The sequence below is a fragment of the Exiguobacterium sp. R-17 genome (genome assembly GCF_049913315.1).
In the GTDB taxonomy this organism is placed as follows: domain Bacteria; phylum Bacillota; class Bacilli; order Exiguobacteriales; family Exiguobacteriaceae; genus Exiguobacterium_A.
The window spans coordinates 2,356,180-2,376,742 of the sequence record NZ_CP184372.1; the positions used below are offsets into that span (position 1 = coordinate 2,356,180).

Sequence of the window (20,563 nt, forward strand, 5' to 3'; positions counted from 1 at the left end):
ATCACCTACCCTAACTCTGTTAATAAACTTTTTAATTCTGCTTCAAGTTCTTTGAATTCATTCAATAATTCTTCTGAAGTCTTTGGTTCTTGGTATTTATAAAAGTAACGTGTAAATGGAATTTCTGCTCCAATTTTTATAGATGGAGTTGACTTTCCTTTTGTTTTTTTATTCAAGTCTTCCTCAAAGAATTCCATGGCATCAGGTACATGAGGTAAAACTTCTTTTTGCATATATTGTTTTACGGATTGTTTATATGGAATCAATTCAATATCTTTCGTATCTTTATCGGGAATAATCCTTCCTTTATTATCTTTTTGAATTTCAGCCGTTTTATCCATACGACTCATTGATCTAACGATATTATTAAGTATCCCCGTTGGAATTTCTAAATCATAAAAAAGATCCTTCACTTTTTTCGTAAACTCTTTTGGTTCTTTGTATGTCCCAATTTCTTTTTCTCTTAATCGTTTAATGATTTCATCAAAGGTCGGTCTATTTTTTAAAAACTTCTCTAAAGTATTTTTTTCTTTTGTAGGTAGTGGATCCATCAATTGATATTCTTCCATTTTTTCTTGATCATAAAAGTTTTTTAAATCATTGTTATCAATCATTGCTTGAATACGTTCTTCAGTTATCTGATAATTCCGTTGCATTGGTTGATAAACGGCAAATTCTTTATACAAGAATTCCTCATTATCAAAAATTTTACAGTACTTATTTTCTTTAAACTCGGCATATAGATGAGTGATTTTTTGGATATGTTCATTTGATAATTCATTTCTTTTATTTCCCATTGATTTACGCATTTTTTTATAAAAATTCGTTGCATCAATCAATTGAACTTTCCCTTTGCGCTCAGCTCTTTTATTATTGCTCAAGATAAATGCATAAATTGAAATTCCCGTATTATAAAATAATTGGTCAGGAAATCCAATAATAGCTTCAATTAAATCATTTTCTAACATCCAACGGCGAATTTGACTTTCTCCCGAACCTGTTCCACCTGAAAATAGTGGTGAACCGTTAGTAATAATGGCTGCACGACCATTTTCTTTATTTAATTTTTTTAACGCATGTTGCATAAACAAAAGTTGTGCATCTCCACTTGCTGGCGTCATTGTAATTTCTGGTCCATCAATTCCTATCCGATGTTTAAAACGATCGCTGGCTTCAACGGCTTCTTTTGTTCCATTTTCGGCTTTATCGCCACTCCATGGTGTACCAAAAGGAGGATTCATAATTACAAAACGAAATTCATCATCTGGAAAAGCATCTTCTTTTAAAGTATTTTTCAATTGGATATGACTTGCATCTTGTCCTTTAATCAGCATGTCTGCTAGGCAGATAGCATAAGAACTATCTAAGATTTCTTGCCCGAACATATGAATCTTTGCTGATGAATTTTTGCGCAAAATAAAATCATTTGCTGTAGATAACATACCGCCAGTACCACAAGCGAAATCTCCAATTTTAATGATTTTTCCTTCTTGGTAAATATCATCACTACCTTCAGCCAATAATAAATTGGCTAAGCAACGAATAACTTCACGGGGCGAATAATGATCACCAGCATTCACGTTCTCTGAATAACGTCTTAACAGATCTTCAAAAAGATACCCCATACGCATGTTATCGACTGTTTTAGGTGATAAATCAAAATTCGCAAAAGCTTTAATAACCAATAATAATTTATTTGCTTTATCTAGTTTGTCGATTTGTTTCTTAAAACCTAAATCTTCAATAATTGTTTTAATATTTATTGAAAAACCATTGATATATTCTTTAAAATTATCTTTAACATTATCAGCTTGATCTTGTAAATTATTTAAATTAAATCGACTAATGTTATAAAAACTATGACCAGCTTTTCGTTCTAATACTTTAGGAGCAATCTTTGGGTTTGTTTCATAAGTTTTGACTACTTCATACTTTGTCTCTTCTAAGGCACACTCAAAACGACGAATAATTACCATTGGTATAATTACGTCTTGATAATCTTCTGCCTTATAGGTTCCTCTTAACTTATTTGCTATCGACAGTACTAAATTTGTTTCTTTTGTAACATTAATTTCCGTATTTTCATATAATACCTCTAAAGATTCATTCATAAAAAAACTCCTTATAAGTTTCGTTTAAAATAAATTCCAAATAATTAATTATAACATTTAATAACTTCGAAGGTTTGTGTTAGTTGTGCTTGTAAGATTGATTGCTAAAAAGAAGTTCTTATTCTATGAGACGCCAATGTATACAGATTTATTTTAACAACAGAAAGAAATGGCACGAGTAATTATCAAGACACAACGAATAAACTAATTTATTAATTAATGATATATGACATTCGATGATGTTCTATGAGTAAAAAAAAGTCAAAACCCTCATTTGCAAAGGGTTTTGACTTTTTGAAATCCACTGATTTCGTCGTATGGAGACGGTGGGAGTCGAACCCACGTCCGAAGGTATCGTATACTTAAGCTTCTACGTGTGTAGTCAATTTATTGGGATCTCGTCGTCAGGCTGCCAATTGACAGGCGTCCGTCTGACCAGTCTGATTCCATCTCTTCTCTTTCCCTCCAGACGGAAGGGTCCAAGCGTAGCCTGTTTAAAGTGAGACCCTAGAAATCAGCCGACCAGGCGACAGCTGCTAGGATCCGCAGTTGCTATTACGCTGCTGCGAGTTGTGTGTTAGTTTTGCCAGTTATGGCTGGTGCGTTTTAACGAGGCCGACCCCTCGACACGCCACAGAAGACCGAACTACCCCCGTCGAATCCGTAACGTCCCCAAGATATAAAATTGGGGCTTTCCGAATACTAACATTCTAGCAGAAAAGTGTTACGGCTTCAATACTTTTGCTTATCGCGTAGTGCTCGCTCGATATCACGCTTCGCATCCTTCTTCTTCAGGTCGTCGCGTTTATCGAATTTCTTCTTCCCGCGTCCGAGTCCAATCAAGCATTTCGCGTACCCATTCTTGATATAGACTTTGAGCGGTACGATCGTATAACCGTCCCGTGAGACCGCTCCAATCAAGTTTGCGATCTGTTTCTTGTGCAGCAATAACTTCCGCGGGCGGAGCTGTTCATGGTTATAGCGGTTCCCCTGTTCGAAATGGGCGATGTTCGAGTTCCAGAGAATCGCCTCTCCCCCGTCGAACCGGACGAACGCGTCCCCGATACTGATCTTTCCTTTACGGACCGATTTGATTTCCGTTCCCGTCAAGACGAGACCGGCTTCAATCGTATCCTCGATTGCATAATCGAACGAGGCCCGTTTGTTGTTCGCTAAGACTTTCGAATCTGTTCCCTTTGGCATGTTCGTTCACCACATTTCCGATGCGGAAGCGCTTATTTGCGCTTCCGTTTCTTATTCGAGACCGCCTTATGGAATGGCGGTTTATCTTTCTTATTCTTTAACGAGAATCCTTTTCCTTTGCTTTGGTCGCTCTTACCCGACCGTTTCTTGCCACGACGATCGTCCTTCTTCTTGTCATCGCGTTTTTGTCCCGGACGTCCACCGCTTGAACGGATCGTCTTCGACTCGAACCGTTTCTTCGGCTGCCGTTCTGGCATCCCGACGACGCTGAAGTCGATCGTCCGTTCATCGATGTTGACGTTCGTGACCTTGATCTCAACGACATCGCCAATCCGGAACTGTTGCTTCGTCCGCTCACCGATCAGCTGATAGTTCGCTTCATCGTAGCGGTAGAAGTCATCCGTCATCGCTTGGATGTGGACGAGTCCTTCGATCGTGTTCGGCAGTTCGACGAACATCCCGAAGTTCGTGACACCACTGACGACACCTTCGAACGTCTCACCGATGTGTTGCTCCATATATTCAGCTTTCTTCAAGGCGTTCGTTTCCCGCTCGGCATCAACGGCACGACGCTCGCGTTTTGACGAGTGATCAGCGATTTCTGGTAAGATTTCCGAGTAACGGTCTTGCGTCTTCTGTGACTTGTCGTTGTAGATGACATATTCACGCAATAGACGGTGAACCATTAAGTCCGGATACCGACGAATCGGTGACGTGAAGTGCGTGTAGTAGTCCGTCGACAGACCAAAGTGACCGATCGGTTCGATGTCGTATTTCGCTTGTTGGAGCGAACGGAGCATGACCGTACTGACGACCGCTTCTTCCGGCTCACCTTCGACGGCGTTCAGGATCGATTGCAACGTCTTCGGTGCGACTGACTCACCCTTGCGTTCGACGTTGATCCCGAAGTTACCGATGAACTTGAAGAACGTATCGAGACGTTCAGCTTTTGGCTCATCGTGGATCCGGTACATGAACGGCAGTTTTTGACGCTGGATGTGCTCGGCGACCGTTTCGTTCGCTGCGAGCATGAACTCTTCGATCAACTTCTCGGCGACTGACCGTTCCCGGAGGATGATTTCACTTGTCTTGCCTTCTTCGTTGACGAGGACCTTCGCTTCTGGGAAGTCGAAGTTGATCGCCCCACGACGTGAGCGACGTTCGCGGAGGATTGCTGCGAGTTCCGCCATCTTGTCGAAGTACTCGACGAGATCCTGATACTTCGCGATCACTTCTTCGTCTTCGCGTTCGATGATTTTCCGGACATCCGTGTACGTCATCCGTTCCGTCGTCTTGATGATGCTCTGGAAGATTTCATGGTTGACGACAGCACCGTTCGCATCGATTTCCATGATACAGCTGAGCGTCAGACGATCGACGTGCGGGTTGAGTGAGCAAATCCCGTTCGATAGACGGTGCGGAATCATCGGGATGACGCGGTCGACGAGATAGACACTCGTTCCACGCTCACGCGCTTCTTCGTCGAGGGCTGAATCTTCTTTGACGTAATGCGAGACGTCGGCGATGTGGACACCAAGCTCGAAGTTGCCGTTCGCTAATTTTTTAACGTGAACCGCATCATCGAGGTCTTTTGCGTCCGCCCCGTCGATCGTCACCGTCAATTCGTTCCGTAGATCAACGCGTCCGACTAAGTCCTTCTCATCGATCTGATCCGGTACAGCGTTCGCCTCAGCGATCGCTTCCGGTGAGAAGTCGACGTTGATGCCGTGCTTATGGACGATCGACAAGATGTCGACGCCTGGGTCATTTTTGTGACCGATGATTTTCAAGACTTTCGCCGTTCCGGCGTAACGACCATCCGGATACTTCGTGATCCGGGCGAGGACTTTATGCCCATCGACGGCACCGAGTGTATCGTCGTTCGCGACGACCGGTAAGAACGTCAGCTTCGTATCATCCGGTTCGATGTAGGCGATTGATTCGATCCGTCCTTTTGGACTGACGAACGTGCCGACGAAATCGGCTGGTCCGCGTGAGAGAATCTTGAGCAGTTTCCCTTCACGACGGTCGCCGCCGTTTGACTCGGCAAACACTTTGACGAGGACACGGTCGCCGTTATAGACGTTCTTCAGTTCCGGTGCCGGCAAGAAGATGTCGCCTTCTGAGCCGTCTTCCGGTGAGACGAAGCCGAATCCGCGCTGGTGAACGGAAATCTTCCCTGCGACTTGACCGATCTGCGCAAGTGTTCCGTACTTGTTCGAGCGTGTCCGGGCGATCAACGCTTCGTCTTCCATTGCGTTTAGCGTCCGGATCAATTCCTTGAATGCGTCCGTATCCGCTAGTTCTAGTTTTTTCGTTAATTGATCAATCGACAACGGACGTTCTTCCGTCGTGATGACCGTTAGTATTCGTTCACGTAATTCCAACGTGACACCTCCAGTTACTTGCTCCAGTTCAATGACTCCAGGAAGTCCAAGATGTCAGAATGGAGCTGGTCTTTTTCTTTGTCGAGCGTAATGACGTGACCTGAGTTCTCATACCAGATCAGCTCTTTTTGGAAGGCACTGACTCCATCATGGATGATGTTCGCGGAGTCGGTGTTGATCATGTGATCATTGCGTGCTTGGACGACGAGCGTCGGTGCGTAGACGTCCTCGAGCGAATCGCGTGTCTCGCGCAGCAGTTCCTGTAAGTCTTTCAAGGTCGGCATCGGTTCGAAGGACGCCATCTCGTGGTCGATCTCTTCTTGTGATTTGCCTTCTCGCTTCTTGAATTCTCGTGCGTACTCGGTGACTCCTGCATACATGACTTCTTCACTTTTGATGTAGGCGGGTGCACACATCGGGATGACCGCTTTGACCGGACGGTTCATCGATAACTTCAGCGACATGACGCCACCGAGCGACAGTCCGCAAACGGCGATTTCGTCATAGCCTTTATCGACGAGTTCCTGATATCCGGCAAGGACATCCTGCCACCAGTCGGCTGGCCCGGTCTTCGTCAGCTCTTCGGGTGGGGCAGCGTGCCCTTTATATTGTGGTGCGAGGGACGTATAGCCCTGTTTTTGCAAATAGCGACCGAGGATGCGGACATCCGCGCTCGATCCCGTGAATCCATGTAGTAGTAAAACGGCACGTGGGCCGGCTTCGAAAAAGAATGGTTTTGGTAAAGTGATTTTCATAAAATGATTCCCCCTCTAACTCTATACCCCATATCCGGAAAAAATGAATATCGAGAAATACAAAAAACGACAGCGCGATCATACGGCTGTCGTTTCAATGCTCACTTATAAAAAGCGACGAGTAACGCCAAGATGAAGAGTAATGCTCCTAAAATAGACGCCACACGATTTAGGACCGCATCCAAGCCACGAGCTTTTTGGCGACCAAATAATTGTTCTGCTCCACCCGTCAATGCTCCGAGTCCGGTCGTACGACCCGACATCAATAGAACGACGATGATGAGAAGAACGGAAACGACGATGAGGCCGACAAGAGCCACGTTATGAATGATCATCGATGATCCTCCTTCAGTAATATACGCTTCTTTCATTATAGAGAAAAACAAGTACGGGAACAAGGAATAGATTTAGGAACTTTTTCCTGCCTGACGAAAAGAGACACCCGAATCGTCGACTCAGGTGTCTTATCTCCTTATTGTTTGATCAATTCGAGATCAACTGGGATGTTCTTCTCGACTTTGTCACCTTTTAAATGCTTGATGGCTGTCTCGACACCCATCTTCCCGATCTCAGTCGGTTTTTGAGCAATCGTTCCTGCCATTTTTCCGTCTTTGACGGCTTTGACGGCATCATCCGTTGCATCGAAGCCGATGACTTTCACATCGTTGAGACCCGCTGCTTTTAACGCTTCAACCGCACCGAGTGCCATTTCATCATTGTGCGCGAAGACAGCTTTGATGTCTTTGTTGTTTTGGAGGATGTTCTCCATGACCGACAAACCTTTTGCTCGGTCGAAGTTCGCTGCTTGTTTTGCGACGACGTCAAGTTTACCGTCGACTGCTTCATGGAATCCTTTACCACGGTCACGTGTTGCGGATGCTCCTGGAATCCCTTCGAGCTCCACGACTTTTGCTTTGTCGCCGACGAGTTCGATCATGAACTCACCTGCTTGTTTCCCACCCGCGACGTTATCTGACGCGATGTGTGCGACGACGTCGCCTGCTTCTGCATTCCGGTCAACTGTGATGACGGGGATGTTCGCATCGTTCGCTGTTTGGACGGCTGCACCGACTGCTGCTGAATCCGTTGGGTTGATCAAAATGAGATCAACTTTCTTTTGAACCATGTCTTCGATGTCGCTTGCTTGTTTTGCTGCGTCATCTTGTGCATCCGCGACTTGAAGTGTTGCGCCTTGTGCTTTTGCTTCTTGTTCTGCCCCTTCTTTTAACGAGACGAAGAATGGATTGTTGAGGGTTGAAATCGAAAGACCAATCTTGAAGTCCTTTGTCTTCTTCTTCGTATCACCGTTGCTGCTGCCCGGCTGTTCCGTCGAACAGGCTGCTGCGAAGACCATTAATGCCATCATGACGACTGCAAGTAGTTTTTTCATCTGTAAATCCTCCTTTTTGAGTGTGGGTTACGCTGCTTGTTTCCGGTCCGCGAGTACCGCGAACAAAATGACTAAACCTTTGACGACAAGTTGGAAGAATGAGGAGACACCAAGCAAGTTAAGTCCATTGTTCAGTGTTCCGATGATCAAGGCACCGATCAAGGTACCGACAATCCAGCCACGACCACCTGAGAGGCTCGTCCCACCAAGGACGACCGCTGCGATGGCGTCGAGTTCGTACGATGTCCCCGCCGTCGGCTGTGCCGAGTTCAGACGAGACGTCAGGATGATTCCGGCAAGTGCCGCCATCAATCCTGAGAGTGAGTAAATCATGATTTTGACTTTATTGACTTGAATCCCCATCAATTTTGCTGCTTCTTCGTTACCACCAATCGCATACGTATAGCGACCGAACGTCGTCTTCTTCAAGATGAAGTAGAGGACCGCGAAGGCAAGCAACATTGTTAAAACCGGTACTGGGAAGATCCAGAAGTAGCCGCGTCCGAACAGTTCGAACCAGCCACCTTGGCTAAGTCCAGTGATCGGTTTCCCGTCCGTATAGACGAGCGTCAATCCGCGGAAGATTGTCATCGTCGCAAGTGTCGCGATGAACGGTGCGACTTTCCCGAGCGAGATGACCATCCCGTTCAACGCACCCATGACAGCTCCGACGATCAATCCAGCCAGAACAGCAATCAACGCTGACGTTCCATCCGTCATCAGACCCGCGACGAAGGCGGACGAGAGGGCGAGAATCGAACCGACCGATAAATCAATCCCACCCGTCAGAATGACGAACGTCATTCCGAAGGCAATCAAGGCATTGATCGAGACTTGTCGTAAGATATTAAATAAATTATTCAGTGTTAAAAAGTCCGGTTCCATGATCGAGACGACGAGGACGATTGCGAATAGTCCCGCGAGTGGTCCAAGCTTTTGTCCGATCCCAAGACGTCTCGGTTTTGCTTCCGTTACCTTGCCTTGCATCAATTCCATATCATTGTCCTCCTGTCGCAAGTGTCATGATGCTTTCTTGCGTCGCTTCCTGTCGTGTCAACATGCCGCTCATCTTGCCTTCACGCATGACGTAGACCCGGTCGCTCATCCCGAGAATCTCCGGGAGGTCCGAGCTGACCATGATGATCGCGACACCCGCCGCAGCGAGTTCGTTCATGATGAGGTAAATCTCTTTCTTCGCCCCGACGTCGACACCACGTGTCGGTTCGTCGAGGATCAAGACTTTCGGTTGTGTTCCGAGCCACTTCGCAAGAACGACCTTCTGTTGGTTACCCCCGGACAGTGACTTTGCCGGCTGGTCCATCGAGCTGTGCCGGACCGAGAGCGACTTCAAGTATCCTTCTGCGAAATCACGCTCTGCCTGATCCTTGATGACACCGGAGCGGGATAACGAACGAATCGTCGGCAGCGAGATGTTCTCACGCAGTGAAAAGTCGAGGAACAAGCCTTCGCCTTTGCGGTCTTCGGTCAAAAAGCCGATGCCCTGACGGATTGCGTCGTACGGTGTCTTGATTTTCAGCGACTGTCCGTTCAGTTCGATTGTTCCTTCTTTCAGGCGATCGACCCCGAACAATCCCCGCATGACTTCCGTCCGCCCAGCACCCATCAAACCCGAGAAGCCGATGATTTCACCCGCCTTGACGGAGAACGAGACATCGTCGAATCGTTTCCCGCTCGCCTGTTTGACCTCAAGGACAGTTGCACCGATTGACACGTCACGATCCGGATACCGTTCGCCCATCTCACGACCGACCATCTCTCGGACGATCTGTTCGAACGATGTCTCAGGAATCGCGTGTGTCGAGACGGAGATCCCGTCCCGTAAGACGGTGATCCGGTCGCAGAGCTCGAAGATTTCCTCCATCCGGTGTGAGATATAGACGATCGAGACACCTTGGTTGCGTAGTGCCGTCGCGACGCTGAACAGGGCACGAATTTCCCGCTCTGTCAGTGCGGCTGTCGGTTCATCCATGATGATGACCTTCGCGTCCGTCATTAAAGCTTTTGCGATCTCAATCATCTGTTGTTGCCCGACCGACAACGTCCGAGCGAGTTGATCGACGTCCATGAAGACATTCAATTCGGCGAGTTCACGTTCTGCCTGCCGTTTCATCTCTCCTTGCTTGAGAATCCCGAAGCGTGACTTTAACTCCCGTCCGAGGAACAAGTTTTCCGTCACCGTTAAATCCGGGAGGATGTTCAGTTCCTGGTGGATGAAGGCAATCCCCGCCTCTTCGGCAAGTTTCGGATTCTTATACTCGACGTCCTGTCCATCGACCCGAATCGTCCCTGCGTCCGCTCTATGGACGCCGGTCAAAATCTTCATCAATGTCGATTTCCCGGCACCGTTCTCTCCCATCAAGGCGTGGATCTCACCCGCAGCGAGGTCGAAGTCGACACCCTTCAGGACAGGGACGGGACCGAATGCTTTTTTGATACCTGTCATCTCGATACGCATCGCATGACCCCCTTAAAAGATTACGCCGGAATGGAAGATGACATTTGCGTACGGTGTCGCTTCTCCGGTCCGGATGATGACCTTCGCCTGCTGTGTCTGTTTTTTGAACTCTTCATGCGTGACGAACGTCGTTTCGATTTGCATAGCTTCGAGTTGCTCGAGGACATCCGGATTCGCTTCCTTGATCTCTGTTGCCAGTGTCAATTGTTCAATCGCCATGTCACCGGCGACGACACGGACGACGTCGAGGAATGACGGTGTGCCGAGTTCAAGTGCTAAATCGATTCGCGCGACCCCGTCTGGAATCGGTAAGCCGCAATCGGCGATGACGATCGTATCGGTATGACCGAGATCGGTCAGGACCTTGCTGATATGACTGTTTAAGATACCGTGTTTCTTCATGCGTCTCCCTCCATCTGTTCCCGTGTCGGCATGCCGCCTTGAGCGCCAAGCGCGCGGATCGATAAGCCGGCTGCCCGGTTCGCGAAACGAATTGCCTCGACGAGCGGTTGTCCTTCCGTTAACGCAACGGCTAAGGCACCGTTGAACGTATCCCCTGCTCCTGTCGTATCAACGACGGTCGTCTCGATCGCTGGAATCGTCACGATCGACTCACCGTCGTAGAAGCGTGCCCCGCGACTGCCTTCGGTCACGATCAATTTATTCGGATATTCCATCAACCAATGTTCGATTGGCTGGTCTTGTCCGAAGATTAAGCCACATTCATGTTCGTTTGGCGTTAAGTATGTGACGTGTTCAATCAATTCCGGACTGAGTGACATCGCCGGTGCTGGATTCAAGACGACTGGAATGCCGGCTGCATGTGCTTCGCGAGCAACTGTCTCGACCGTTTCGATTGGAATCTCGAGCTGGAGTAAGATGATTTCACTGTCTGCGAGAATCGGCGCGAGTGTATCATCCGCAAATTTCACATGTTGATTAGCAGACTGAACGACGACGATCGAGTTATCGCCTTCAGCGAGCGTGATATGTGCCGTTCCCGTCCGTTCGCCTTCAATCGTTTGCAAGTGTGCCGTCTGTACTCCTTGCGTTTTGAAGTTTTCGCGAATCGCTTCACCGTTTGCGTCACTGCCGACGCAACCAATCATTTCGACGGTACTGCCGAGACGCGCGACCGCCACTGCTTGGTTCGCCCCTTTTCCGCCCGGTACGGTATGAAAGGCATCCCCGATGACCGTTTCGCCTGCGCCTGGGCGGCGTTTACTTTCGACGACGAGATCCATCGAGATACTGCCGATGACACTGATTTGTTTCATGCTTCCTCATCCTTCCGTTTCGTCGTTTCCCGTTCGATGATCTCAACTGTCAACTCATGATGAACGGCGGCAATCGGTGTGCCTTCAATCCGCTGAATCAAAAGTTTCGCCGCCAGTTCTCCCATTTGATAGATCGGCTGCGCAATCGTCGTCAACGGTGGTGAAATCATTTGTCCGAGTTCGATGCCGTCATAGCCGATCACTTGTAGCTCGTCCGGAATCGTGATCCCGCGTTCCGCAGCGACTTGCACCGTTGCTGCAGCGATGACATCGCTCGCGGCAAAAATGCCGTTGCAGTGATAGTGATCAAAGAGATAGTTCGCGGCATCGAGCGCTCCTTGAAAGTGGAACGGTGACTCGATGCTTGCGACGAGATTCGTTCCGGCGACTTCCTCGAAACCGTCCCGCCGTTTCTTGATCGTCGGGAGTTTTGAGGGACCACTGATGACGGCTAGTTCAGTTGCACCTGCTTCCAGTAAAAGCGAAGCCGCCTTCTTCCCGCCCTCGTATCCGTTTGACGTCACCGTCGGAATCGCTCCTTGTAACACACGGTCTAACGCTACGACCGGCACTTCGAGTTCTTCATAGTTCGGATTGTTCGAGTAGTTCGTCGTGATGATCAATCCGTCGACATGCATTGCCTCGAGTGACTTGATATATTCGCGTTCTTTCTGAAACTGTTCGTCTGTGTTACACAAAATGACCTGAAAACCATGTTGATGTGCCATATCTTCCACAGCCCGTGCGAGTTGTGGGAAGAACGGGTTCGTGATGTCTGGAACGATCAATCCGATCAGTCCGGACCGTTTTTGGAACAACGATCGCGCGACCCGGTTCGGTCGATAATCCAATTGTTTGATTGCCTGAAGCACCGCCTTACGCGATTTCTCACTGACATAACCCTTTTCGTTCATGACGCGTGAGACCGTCGCGACAGAGACATGTGCCGCTTTCGCTACTTCCCGGATGGTCGACATGTTTCGCCACCTCTTTCTTTTGATAACGCTTACAAGAATCATCATATTGTGTAACCGGTTACACATCAATCTTTTTTATTTAAAATATATTTTATTTTTTTCAAACGCGTAGATTGCCCCATAAAAAAGAAGCCTGACACCGCATCAGACTTACGATAATTTCATATCTTGAACGTTCTGAATCATCCTCAAATAAAGACGATCAGCGACAGACCCGTCAAAATATTAATGAATCCTAACCCATCCGTCGCTTTTGTGTATAACGATGGTGTATCTTTTTTAACACTATCGTTTAGAAACATTAATGTGATAGCGATTACTGTTGTTACGCCTAGTGGCGCATTGAGAAAACTATCCGAGTATGTAAAAAAGTTATTCGTAATGTAAACACTGTTTAAGACGGACAAACCAAATAAGATTTTCTGCACATTAGCCACTCCTATAATTATTAAGATCATATGAAATCAATTAAGATTTAATTTCGTTCTTTCTCCATTATAGAATATTCTTCCAGAAATCCTTCCTTACATTATCGAAAGAAAACATTTTGATGCGGACGCAAATAAACCATGAGGCAGTGTTACATCACCTCACGGTTTAAGATTTATCAGCTTAGGACGGAAATCAATGAACATCTCTACTCCGCTTCTTTTTACTTTTCTTCTCTGTATACAGGCGACGGATCAAAGCAACAACGAACGCAACGATTACCAGCGGCTCAAACAAATAAATCAACAGGAACGTGACATCAATGACGGCATCCTCCGGATTATAACGGATGATATAGAGCGCACCGGGTAAGATGGCAATCAGTCCACCAATTCCGAGTGCCGTTCCCAAAATCAAACTCTGACGTGAAAACCGGCTCGTGATTTGATACAAACCGATGAATAGTATGAGTTCCGTAAAATAGATGAGGCGCAACGGGATGTCACCAATCGACGTATCAAGCCCTAAAAACAAAAACCGAAATAGCATGTCGATTCCCCCTTCCCTCTAGTTCTACCCCGAACCGGGTCCTCGTAATGCTAGATTTCCAGTTTCCCTGCATATCCTCGCTTCAATTAGGGAATAGCTAGAGAGTTACAGTCACATACAGAGAGTTGGGATCGGATGAAAGAAGAACACTCGATGAAGGTCGTCAGTTGTTTGAATGATTATTTCGAACGTCATCAGCAACCCCTTCAGGTCGATCTCTTACGAGGTCTACCACCGATCGTGCTATTGTTGCGCGATGACGCGAAACGTGCCTTTCCAAAAGAAGCGAATTTGCACGATGAACTGTTACAAGACATCAAACGTTTGATTCAGGAATGTTTGGATCCCGATACGTTACGCGAATTAGGAATCGATGTCGATCTCCCGGACTTTTTCGTGACCCGTGCACCGCTTCATTCTGCCCATCATTATCTCGTTACATTCATTGAAGATTGATTCTGCTCTTATGATGAAAATAGCGCGTTCTTTGATCACGTGATGACGTGAAGAAAGAACGCGCTATCTTTATGCAAAAACCGATAGCGCCAAAGCACTACCGGTTTTACTTCCCTTCACGTATGGTAAAGAAGACTTAATTCTCAACCTCAAGAATCGCTTCGATTTCAGCTTCTACTTCTTTGTTGACCATTTGCGAACGTTTTTTACGTAATTCGAGATCCATCTCCTGATCGATGAACTGGTTCGTATGCTTGTCGAAGCAATCAAAGCAGATCGGATAGAAGTCTTTGGCTTCTTTATTCAGAGAATTGAATTCCCACGTGTCGAGTTCCAAGTAACTGACTTGGTTGTTCGTTTCAGTTCCACAGATTTCACACTTCATGTTCACTTGCCTCCTGAGACGTCGATTTTCGCTTTTTCGAGTTGGCGTTCTTGACGTTCCTTGATACGCTTCAAACGTCCGTGATACTTCATGATGTTCGCTTGAGATTGTTTCGCTTCGTCAGTTGTCGGTTCTAAATCGGCGATGCCCCAGAATTTGACGACGACGTCTAATACTTGGTCGAAGTATTGGAGTGGTCCATAGTTCGTATCAACAGCAATCGTCTTCATCCGTTCCGTGAAGTCCGGCATGACAGCACCTGGCATCGAGAAGTTGATGATGACGTCTTCGAAGAAGACGATGAAGTTCGGGTCAAGCTCTAGGTGTGCTTTGACCGTGTCACGGTAGAACGCATAATGGAGCGCTTCGTCCTTCGCTAGACGACGGAGTAGCGTTGCTAAGTCTTTGTCGTGTGCCCCTGCGATTTTCGCAACGTTGTTATAGAAGACGAGTGTCGCTAACTCTTGCAGTGACGTATACGCCATTGTCGCTAGTGGGTTCGTGAAGTCTGGGAACCAGCCGTTCTCAACGACACGTCTTCTTAATTGATGAAGGCGCGTTGGATTGACGTTTCGTGTGACGAGTAAATACGTCTCGAGTAAGTTCGAGTGCTGATCTTCTTCTGCTGTCCACGTCCGGACGAAATCATTGATGACTTCCATCGAGTTCTTGAACGTGTAATCTAAATGCGACGTGTACCACGGTAAGTTGACCTCTGTCAGTAATGCCGTCTCAATCGCTACGATGACGCCTTCTGGAAGCGTGACTTGGCTTTCGTCCCAAGGAACACGTTTGAATGACATCGCCTTATCCCACGGAATGAACTCGTGATAGCTCCAGTCAATATTGGCTGAACGCTCCTTGTGTAGTCGATATAACTCTTGAATGCGTGGTTCTAAACGGATATCTAAATCTGAATTTAACATGATCCTGTCTCCTTTAGACGTATTTTCATCTGCATCGAGCAAGATGTAATTAATCCCTATAACTATTTAATTTGCACTTATTTATGAGTATAACATTTTAGTCATCTACTCAGATGAATCAATTTTTTGACAGTTCATCATAGTTTTGATGACAAAAGCGATTTTCATGTTTGACATTGCTTGATATAAAAACCTCCTATCCGTGTGTACGTATCACACGAATAGGAGGTTTTGCTTATAGCTTATTCAAACGATCAACCTGAAATTACTTCTTGAGGTTGTAGAATGATTTGATTCCGTCGTAGACAGCAACGTCTGAAAGCATGTCTTCGATGCGGAGAAGTTGGTTGTATTTCGCGATACGGTCTGTACGTGAAAGTGAACCAGTTTTGATTTGACCAGCGTTTGTCGCAACAGCGATGTCAGCGATCGTTGAATCTTCTGTTTCACCAGAACGGTGAGAAACGACAGCTGTGTAACCAGCTTTTTTAGCCATTTCGATTGCGTCGAATGTTTCAGTCAACGTACCGATTTGGTTAACTTTGATGAGGATCGAGTTCGCGATGCCTTTTTCGATACCTTCAGCAAGTTTCTCAGTGTTTGTTACGAACAAGTCATCCCCAACGAGTTGAACTTTGTGTCCGATACGATCTGTAAGGAGTTTGTGACCATCCCAGTCGTTTTCGTCACAGCCATCTTCGATTGAGATGATTGGGTATTTGTCAACGAGTTGTGCGTAGAATTCAACAAGCTCTTCTGTTGAAAGGACTTTGCCTTCGCCAGCGAGGTTGTATTTGCCAGCTGCTTTATCGTAGAACTCAGAAGAAGCGACGTCCATTGCAAGGTAAACATCTTCGCCTGCTTTGTAGCCAGCTTTTTCGATTGCTTCAAGGATAACTGTGATTGCTTCTTCGTTTGATTTCAAGTTTGGAGCGAATCCACCCTCGTCACCAACTGCTGTGTTAAGACCCATTCCGCTAAGAACTGATTTCAACGCGTGGAAGATTTCAGCACCCATACGAAGTGCTTCTTTGAATGTTGGAGCACCGACAGGCATGATCATGAACTCTTGGAAGTCCACGTTGTTGTCTGCGTGTGATCCACCGTTGATGATGTTCATCATTGGTGTTGGTAATGTTTTCGCGTTGAATCCACCGAGGTATGTGTAAAGTGGAAGACCAAGCTCATCTGCAGCAGCACGTGCAGCAGCCATAGAAACACCAAGGATTGCGTTAGCGCCGAAGTTACCTTTGTTTTTCGTACCGTCGAGATCGATCATTTTTTTGTCGATTCCAGTTTGGTCGAAGACATCGTAACCGATGATTTCTGGTGCGATTTTTTCGTTGACGTTGTCAACAGCTTTCAAAACACCTTTTCCGAGGTAACGTGCTTTGTCGCCATCACGGAGTTCGACTGCTTCGTGCTCACCAGTTGATGCACCTGATGGTACGAGTGCGCGACCGAAACCGCCATCTTCTGTATAAACTTCTACTTCTACTGTTGGGTTACCGCGTGAATCAAGAATCTCGCGTGCGTAAATCTCTGTAATCATTGACATTTAAATTCGCTCCTTTTGTGTGTAAGAAATATGTGGTGTAACTACTTCGATCGACGGGATTATTTCTTCAATACGATCGATTTACCAGTCATCTCTGCTGGTTGGTCCGCTCCGAGGAGATCAAGGACCGTTGGTGCGAGGTCAGCGAGTGCACCTGTGAGTGGTTCAAGGAGTTCAACGTCCTCGACTGTCACGATACATGGAACGGGTTCTGTCGTATGCGCCGTCATTTTACTGCCGTCTGCATTGAGGACTTTATCCGCATTTCCGTGGTCAGCCGTGATGACTGCCGCGCCGCCTTTGCTGAGAATCAAGTCAACGACTTTCCCAAGACACTCATCGACAGCTTCGATCGCCTTTTTCGTCGGCTCGAGCATACCCGAGTGACCGACCATATCCGGGTTTGCGAAGTTGAGGATGATCGCGTCGTGTTTGTCCGAGTTGATTGCGTCGACGAGCGCGTCTGTGACTTCATAGACGCTCATCTCCGGTTTCAAGTCGTATGTCGCGACTTTTGGTGAAGGGATCAAGATCCGATCTTCCCCTTCGTATGGTTCTTCACGTTGTCCGTTGAAGAAGAACGTGACGTGCGGATACTTTTCCGTTTCCGCGATGCGTAGCTGTTTGAGACCTTGTTTTGACAATGTCTCACCCAGCGTGTTCTTGATGTCTTCAGGCGGGAAGACGATGTCCGTATCAATCGCATCCGAGTACTTCGTCATTGAGACGAGTAGCAGGTTCTTCGGTGCGTTGTCCGGAATTTCGAATCCGTCGAAGCCACCCTTTTCTTTGTAGACTTTCGAAAGCTGAATCGCACGGTCAGGACGATAGTTGAAGAACACGATCGCATCGTTATCGTGGATCGGTGCGACTGGCGTACCGTCTTCCTGCACGACAACAGTTGGTTCGATGAACTCATCCGTTACGTCTTGTTTGTACGAAGCTTCAACCATGCCGATTGGATCCTTCGTCGTTGGACCTTCACCGAACGTGATGGCGTCATAGACTTTCTTGACGCGTTCCCAACGGTTATCGCGGTCCATCGCATAGTAGCGACCAGAGATACTCGCGAATTGTCCAACATTCAATTCATCCATCTTCGCTTGCGCGTCACGGAGGAAACCAGCGCCCGATTGTGGGTCGCAGTCACGACCGTCCGTGAAAGCATGGAGGTAGACTTTTTCGATTTCGTGAAGTTTTGCGAATTCGAGCACCGCATATAAGTGGTTGATGTGACTGTGGATTCCACCGTCAGAGACCAAACCGAAGATATGAAGCGCTGAACCGTATTTCTTCACGTGACCTGCCGCATCGTTCATCGCTTGACGCGAGAAGAACGAGCGATCCTTGACCGCGTTGTTGATTCGGGATAGCGATTGATAGACGACGCGACCTGCACCGATGTTGAGGTGACCCACTTCTGAGTTCCCCATTTGACCTTCAGGCAAACCGACGTATTCGCCTTTCGCATTCAACAACGTATGCGGGTATTGACCCCAGTAACGGTCGAAGTTCGGTTTGTTCGCCGCCGTAACGGCATTTCCGAACTCCTCGTCACGCATACCAAAACCATCAAGGATGATCAGTGCGACTGGACGTTTTTTCATTTAAATCGCCTCCAACAGTTTGAGGAACGATCCTGTCTCAAGACTTGCACCGCCGACGAGCGCGCCGTCGATGTCTGGTTGAGCCATATATTCTTTGATGTTTTCCGGTTTGACGCTACCACCGTATTGGATGCGGACAGCTTCTGCTGCTTCAGCACCAAATTCAGCTGCAACGACGTCACGGACGAATTTACAAGAATCTTGTGCATCTTGTTCTGTCGCTGATTTACCTGTTCCGATTGCCCAGACAGGCTCATAAGCGACGACGAGATTTTTCACTTGGTCGACAGTAAGACCTTTAAGGCTGTTTGCTGTCTGTTCGCGGATGACGTCTTCGAACTTGCCGCCTTCACGCTCTTCCAGTGTTTCACCTACACAAACGATTGGAACGAGACCGTGCTCGAACGCTTTTTTCGCTTTGCTGTTGATGAACGCATCTGTTTCGCCGAAGTACTCACGACGCTCAGAGTGACCGAGGATGACGTATGTCACGTCGAGTTCTTTGAGCATGAGCGGGCTGATTTCACCAGTGAAGGCACCGCTCTCTTTGTCGTACATATTTTGAGCACCGATTTTAAGATCCGTACCAGCTGCTGCTTCTGTCAAGTGTGCCAAGAATACTGCTGGCGCACAGACAGCTGCGTCGACTGTTGTCGAAGCAGGTACAGCTCCTTTGACTTCCTCAGCGAATGCAACTGCATCCTTGAGCGTCAGATTCATCTTCCAGTTACCTGCGATAATTGGTTTACGCATTGAGAAACACTCCCTTGTGAACTTAGATTACTTGTCGTTTAGCGCTTCGACACCAGGAAGAGCTTTCCCTTCCATGAATTCGAGACTTGCTCCACCACCTGTAGAAATGTGGCTCATTTTGTCAGCAAGACCGAATTTCTCTGCCGCAGCAGCTGAGTCGCCACCGCCGATGATTGAGTACGCATCGCTGTCCGCAAGAGCTTGCGCGACACCTTTTGTACCGTTTGCGTATTTATCGAGTTCGAATACGCCCATCGGTCCGTTCCAGACGACGAGTTTCGAGTTCTTGATTGCCTCTGCATAGAGTTCAACCGTTTTTGGACCGATATCAAGTGACATGTGATCTGCTGGGATCTCTGTGATGTCACGTGGTCCGACATATGTTTCTTCTCCGAATTCCTTCGTGATGACGCAGTCGATTGGCATGAGGAACTTAACGCCTTTTTCTTCTGCTTTCTTCATGAATTCCTTCGCTTGGTCGATTTTGTCGACCTCAAGAAGTGAAGTACCGACTTCGATACCACGAGCTGTGAGGAACGTGTACGATAAGCCGCCACCGATGATCAACGTGTCGACGATGTCGAGTAAGTGATCGATGACACCGATTTTATCCGCTACTTTCGAACCACCGATGATTGCCGTGAACGGGCGATCTGGGTTAGAAAGAGCTTTACCGAGAACTTGAAGTTCTTTTTCGATGAGAAGACCGGCAACTGCAGTGTCGACATGGTGTGCGATACCTTCTGTCGATGCGTGTGCACGGTGTGCTGCGCCGAACGCGTCGTTGACGAAGACGTCAGCGAGTTTCGCGAATCCTTTAGCGAGCTCTTCGTCATTTTTCGTTTCACCAGGGTAGAAGCGAACGTTCTCTAAGACGACGACATCGCCGTTTTCAAGTTTGCTGACTGCTTCTTCTGCAACTGGACCGTATGCTTCTTCAACGAGCTTGATGTCTTTACCAAGCAATTCGCTGAGGCGTGCTACGACTGGTGCAAGTGAGAACTCAGGGTTCTTTTCGCCTTTTGGACGACCCATGTGGCTAGCGAGAATGACTTTTGCTCCGCCGTCGATCAAGTGTTTGATCGTTGGGAGTGCAGCACGGATCCGTGTGTCATCCGTGATTTTACCGTCTTCCAACGGTACGTTGAAATCCACGCGTGTGAATACGCGTTTTCCTTGTACATCGATGTCGCGAATCGATTTCTTATTCATACATTCGTCCTCCGTCTCTTACGTATAGTGAGGGGCGAATGCCCCTCCCGCTTTTTTCCGCAATAAGAGCGGAGACTAATATCGTTTCCGCTCTTATTCAATTGCTATTTAA

The 20,563-nt window shown here is 47.3% G+C and carries 19 protein-coding genes and 1 other RNA gene; 1 reads left to right on the forward strand and 19 read right to left on the reverse strand.

Features of this window, described 5'->3' with window-relative positions:
• Positions 1-5 precede the first annotated feature (5 nt).
• From ACN9MT_RS12455 to ACN9MT_RS12515, 13 genes are all read right to left on the reverse strand, one after another.
• On the reverse strand, positions 6-2,111 hold the full coding sequence (locus ACN9MT_RS12455) for a type I restriction-modification system subunit M (RefSeq protein ID WP_426272270.1): 2,106 nt from the start codon (positions 2,109-2,111) through the stop codon (positions 6-8).
• A 315-nt stretch (positions 2,112-2,426) separates the two neighbouring features.
• Positions 2,427-2,785: a transfer-messenger RNA gene (gene ssrA, locus ACN9MT_RS12460) on the reverse strand.
• A 58-nt stretch (positions 2,786-2,843) separates the two neighbouring features.
• The gene (gene smpB, locus ACN9MT_RS12465; protein WP_023469198.1) at positions 2,844-3,314 is read right to left on the reverse strand and encodes an SsrA-binding protein SmpB; all 471 of its coding nucleotides are present in this window, start codon (positions 3,312-3,314) and stop codon (positions 2,844-2,846) included.
• Between the two features lie 32 nt (positions 3,315-3,346).
• Complete coding sequence (gene rnr / locus ACN9MT_RS12470) at positions 3,347-5,701, reverse strand: ribonuclease R (protein ID WP_426272271.1); 2,355 nt, start codon at positions 5,699-5,701, stop codon at positions 3,347-3,349.
• A 14-nt stretch (positions 5,702-5,715) separates the two neighbouring features.
• Positions 5,716-6,456 (reverse strand): alpha/beta hydrolase, encoded by a 741-nt coding sequence (locus tag ACN9MT_RS12475; RefSeq protein ID WP_023469200.1) that lies wholly within the window; start codon positions 6,454-6,456, stop codon positions 5,716-5,718.
• A 101-nt stretch (positions 6,457-6,557) separates the two neighbouring features.
• On the reverse strand, positions 6,558-6,791 hold the full coding sequence (secG, locus tag ACN9MT_RS12480) for a preprotein translocase subunit SecG (protein ID WP_023469201.1): 234 nt from the start codon (positions 6,789-6,791) through the stop codon (positions 6,558-6,560).
• Between the two features lie 137 nt (positions 6,792-6,928).
• Complete coding sequence (gene rbsB / locus ACN9MT_RS12485; RefSeq protein ID WP_133207679.1) at positions 6,929-7,846, reverse strand: ribose ABC transporter substrate-binding protein RbsB; 918 nt, start codon at positions 7,844-7,846, stop codon at positions 6,929-6,931.
• Between the two features lie 27 nt (positions 7,847-7,873).
• Positions 7,874-8,842, reverse strand: a complete 969-nt coding sequence (gene rbsC / locus ACN9MT_RS12490; protein WP_052019102.1) for a ribose ABC transporter permease — start codon at positions 8,840-8,842, stop codon at positions 7,874-7,876.
• A gap of 1 nt (position 8,843) precedes the next feature.
• The gene (locus tag ACN9MT_RS12495) at positions 8,844-10,322 is read right to left on the reverse strand and encodes a sugar ABC transporter ATP-binding protein (protein ID WP_426272272.1); all 1,479 of its coding nucleotides are present in this window, start codon (positions 10,320-10,322) and stop codon (positions 8,844-8,846) included.
• A gap of 12 nt (positions 10,323-10,334) precedes the next feature.
• Positions 10,335-10,724 (reverse strand): D-ribose pyranase, encoded by a 390-nt coding sequence (rbsD, locus tag ACN9MT_RS12500; RefSeq protein WP_087681324.1) that lies wholly within the window; start codon positions 10,722-10,724, stop codon positions 10,335-10,337.
• Positions 10,721-11,599 (reverse strand): ribokinase, encoded by an 879-nt coding sequence (rbsK, locus tag ACN9MT_RS12505; protein ID WP_426272273.1) that lies wholly within the window; start codon positions 11,597-11,599, stop codon positions 10,721-10,723. Before rbsK ends, rbsD begins: the two co-directional genes overlap by 4 nt.
• Positions 11,596-12,576, reverse strand: a complete 981-nt coding sequence (locus ACN9MT_RS12510) for a LacI family DNA-binding transcriptional regulator (protein WP_290721027.1) — start codon at positions 12,574-12,576, stop codon at positions 11,596-11,598. Before ACN9MT_RS12510 ends, rbsK begins: the two co-directional genes overlap by 4 nt.
• Before the next feature lie 624 nt (positions 12,577-13,200).
• Entirely contained in the window at positions 13,201-13,554 is a 354-nt protein-coding gene (locus ACN9MT_RS12515) for a hypothetical protein (protein WP_426272274.1), read from the reverse strand.
• 135 nt (positions 13,555-13,689) lie between these two features.
• On the opposite strand from ACN9MT_RS12515, the gene ACN9MT_RS12520 reads away from it, so the two are divergent.
• Positions 13,690-14,010 (forward strand): hypothetical protein, encoded by a 321-nt coding sequence (locus ACN9MT_RS12520; protein ID WP_035409954.1) that lies wholly within the window; start codon positions 13,690-13,692, stop codon positions 14,008-14,010.
• A gap of 136 nt (positions 14,011-14,146) precedes the next feature.
• Here ACN9MT_RS12520 and ACN9MT_RS12525 read toward each other — a convergent pair whose 3' ends face one another.
• The 6 genes from ACN9MT_RS12525 to ACN9MT_RS12550 form a co-directional block, all read right to left on the reverse strand.
• Positions 14,147-14,395, reverse strand: a complete 249-nt coding sequence (locus tag ACN9MT_RS12525; RefSeq protein WP_230088506.1) for a hypothetical protein — start codon at positions 14,393-14,395, stop codon at positions 14,147-14,149.
• Between the two features lie 2 nt (positions 14,396-14,397).
• A complete protein-coding gene (locus ACN9MT_RS12530; RefSeq protein ID WP_426272275.1) occupies positions 14,398-15,321 on the reverse strand; it encodes an acyl-ACP desaturase in 924 nt (307 codons plus the stop codon).
• A 265-nt stretch (positions 15,322-15,586) separates the two neighbouring features.
• Positions 15,587-16,879, reverse strand: coding sequence for a phosphopyruvate hydratase (gene eno / locus ACN9MT_RS12535; RefSeq protein ID WP_035409961.1), 1,293 nt, complete (start codon positions 16,877-16,879; stop codon positions 15,587-15,589).
• A 59-nt stretch (positions 16,880-16,938) separates the two neighbouring features.
• Positions 16,939-18,486, reverse strand: coding sequence for a 2,3-bisphosphoglycerate-independent phosphoglycerate mutase (gene gpmI, locus ACN9MT_RS12540; protein ID WP_195864534.1), 1,548 nt, complete (start codon positions 18,484-18,486; stop codon positions 16,939-16,941).
• On the reverse strand, positions 18,487-19,239 hold the full coding sequence (tpiA, locus tag ACN9MT_RS12545) for a triose-phosphate isomerase (protein ID WP_035409967.1): 753 nt from the start codon (positions 19,237-19,239) through the stop codon (positions 18,487-18,489).
• Positions 19,240-19,266: 27 nt separating this feature from the next.
• Positions 19,267-20,451, reverse strand: a complete 1,185-nt coding sequence (locus ACN9MT_RS12550) for a phosphoglycerate kinase (RefSeq protein WP_035396304.1) — start codon at positions 20,449-20,451, stop codon at positions 19,267-19,269.
• Between the last annotated feature and the right edge of the window lie 112 nt (positions 20,452-20,563).

Excerpts from the sequence above, each read along its gene's own strand:
- ACN9MT_RS12455 (WP_426272270.1), bottom strand. The coding sequence starts at position 2,111 with ATGAATGAATCTTTAGAGGTATTATATGAAAATACGGAAATTAATGTT.
- smpB (WP_023469198.1), bottom strand. The coding sequence starts at position 3,314 with ATGCCAAAGGGAACAGATTCGAAAGTCTTAGCGAACAACAAACGGGCC.
- ACN9MT_RS12475 (WP_023469200.1), bottom strand. The coding sequence starts at position 6,456 with ATGAAAATCACTTTACCAAAACCATTCTTTTTCGAAGCCGGCCCACGT.
- secG (WP_023469201.1), bottom strand. The coding sequence starts at position 6,791 with ATGATCATTCATAACGTGGCTCTTGTCGGCCTCATCGTCGTTTCCGTT.
- rbsB (WP_133207679.1), bottom strand. The coding sequence starts at position 7,846 with ATGAAAAAACTACTTGCAGTCGTCATGATGGCATTAATGGTCTTCGCA.
- rbsC (WP_052019102.1), bottom strand. The coding sequence starts at position 8,842 with ATGGAATTGATGCAAGGCAAGGTAACGGAAGCAAAACCGAGACGTCTT.
- ACN9MT_RS12495 (WP_426272272.1), bottom strand. The coding sequence starts at position 10,322 with ATGCGTATCGAGATGACAGGTATCAAAAAAGCATTCGGTCCCGTCCCT.
- rbsD (WP_087681324.1), bottom strand. The coding sequence starts at position 10,724 with ATGAAGAAACACGGTATCTTAAACAGTCATATCAGCAAGGTCCTGACC.
- rbsK (WP_426272273.1), bottom strand. The coding sequence starts at position 11,599 with ATGAAACAAATCAGTGTCATCGGCAGTATCTCGATGGATCTCGTCGTC.
- ACN9MT_RS12510 (WP_290721027.1), bottom strand. The coding sequence starts at position 12,576 with ATGTCGACCATCCGGGAAGTAGCGAAAGCGGCACATGTCTCTGTCGCG.
- ACN9MT_RS12515 (WP_426272274.1), bottom strand. The coding sequence starts at position 13,554 with ATGCTATTTCGGTTTTTGTTTTTAGGGCTTGATACGTCGATTGGTGAC.
- ACN9MT_RS12520 (WP_035409954.1), top strand. The coding sequence starts at position 13,690 with ATGAAAGAAGAACACTCGATGAAGGTCGTCAGTTGTTTGAATGATTAT.
- ACN9MT_RS12525 (WP_230088506.1), bottom strand. The coding sequence starts at position 14,395 with ATGAAGTGTGAAATCTGTGGAACTGAAACGAACAACCAAGTCAGTTAC.
- ACN9MT_RS12530 (WP_426272275.1), bottom strand. The coding sequence starts at position 15,321 with ATGTTAAATTCAGATTTAGATATCCGTTTAGAACCACGCATTCAAGAG.
- eno (WP_035409961.1), bottom strand. The coding sequence starts at position 16,879 with ATGTCAATGATTACAGAGATTTACGCACGCGAGATTCTTGATTCACGC.
- gpmI (WP_195864534.1), bottom strand. The coding sequence starts at position 18,486 with ATGAAAAAACGTCCAGTCGCACTGATCATCCTTGATGGTTTTGGTATG.
- tpiA (WP_035409967.1), bottom strand. The coding sequence starts at position 19,239 with ATGCGTAAACCAATTATCGCAGGTAACTGGAAGATGAATCTGACGCTC.
- ACN9MT_RS12550 (WP_035396304.1), bottom strand. The coding sequence starts at position 20,451 with ATGAATAAGAAATCGATTCGCGACATCGATGTACAAGGAAAACGCGTA.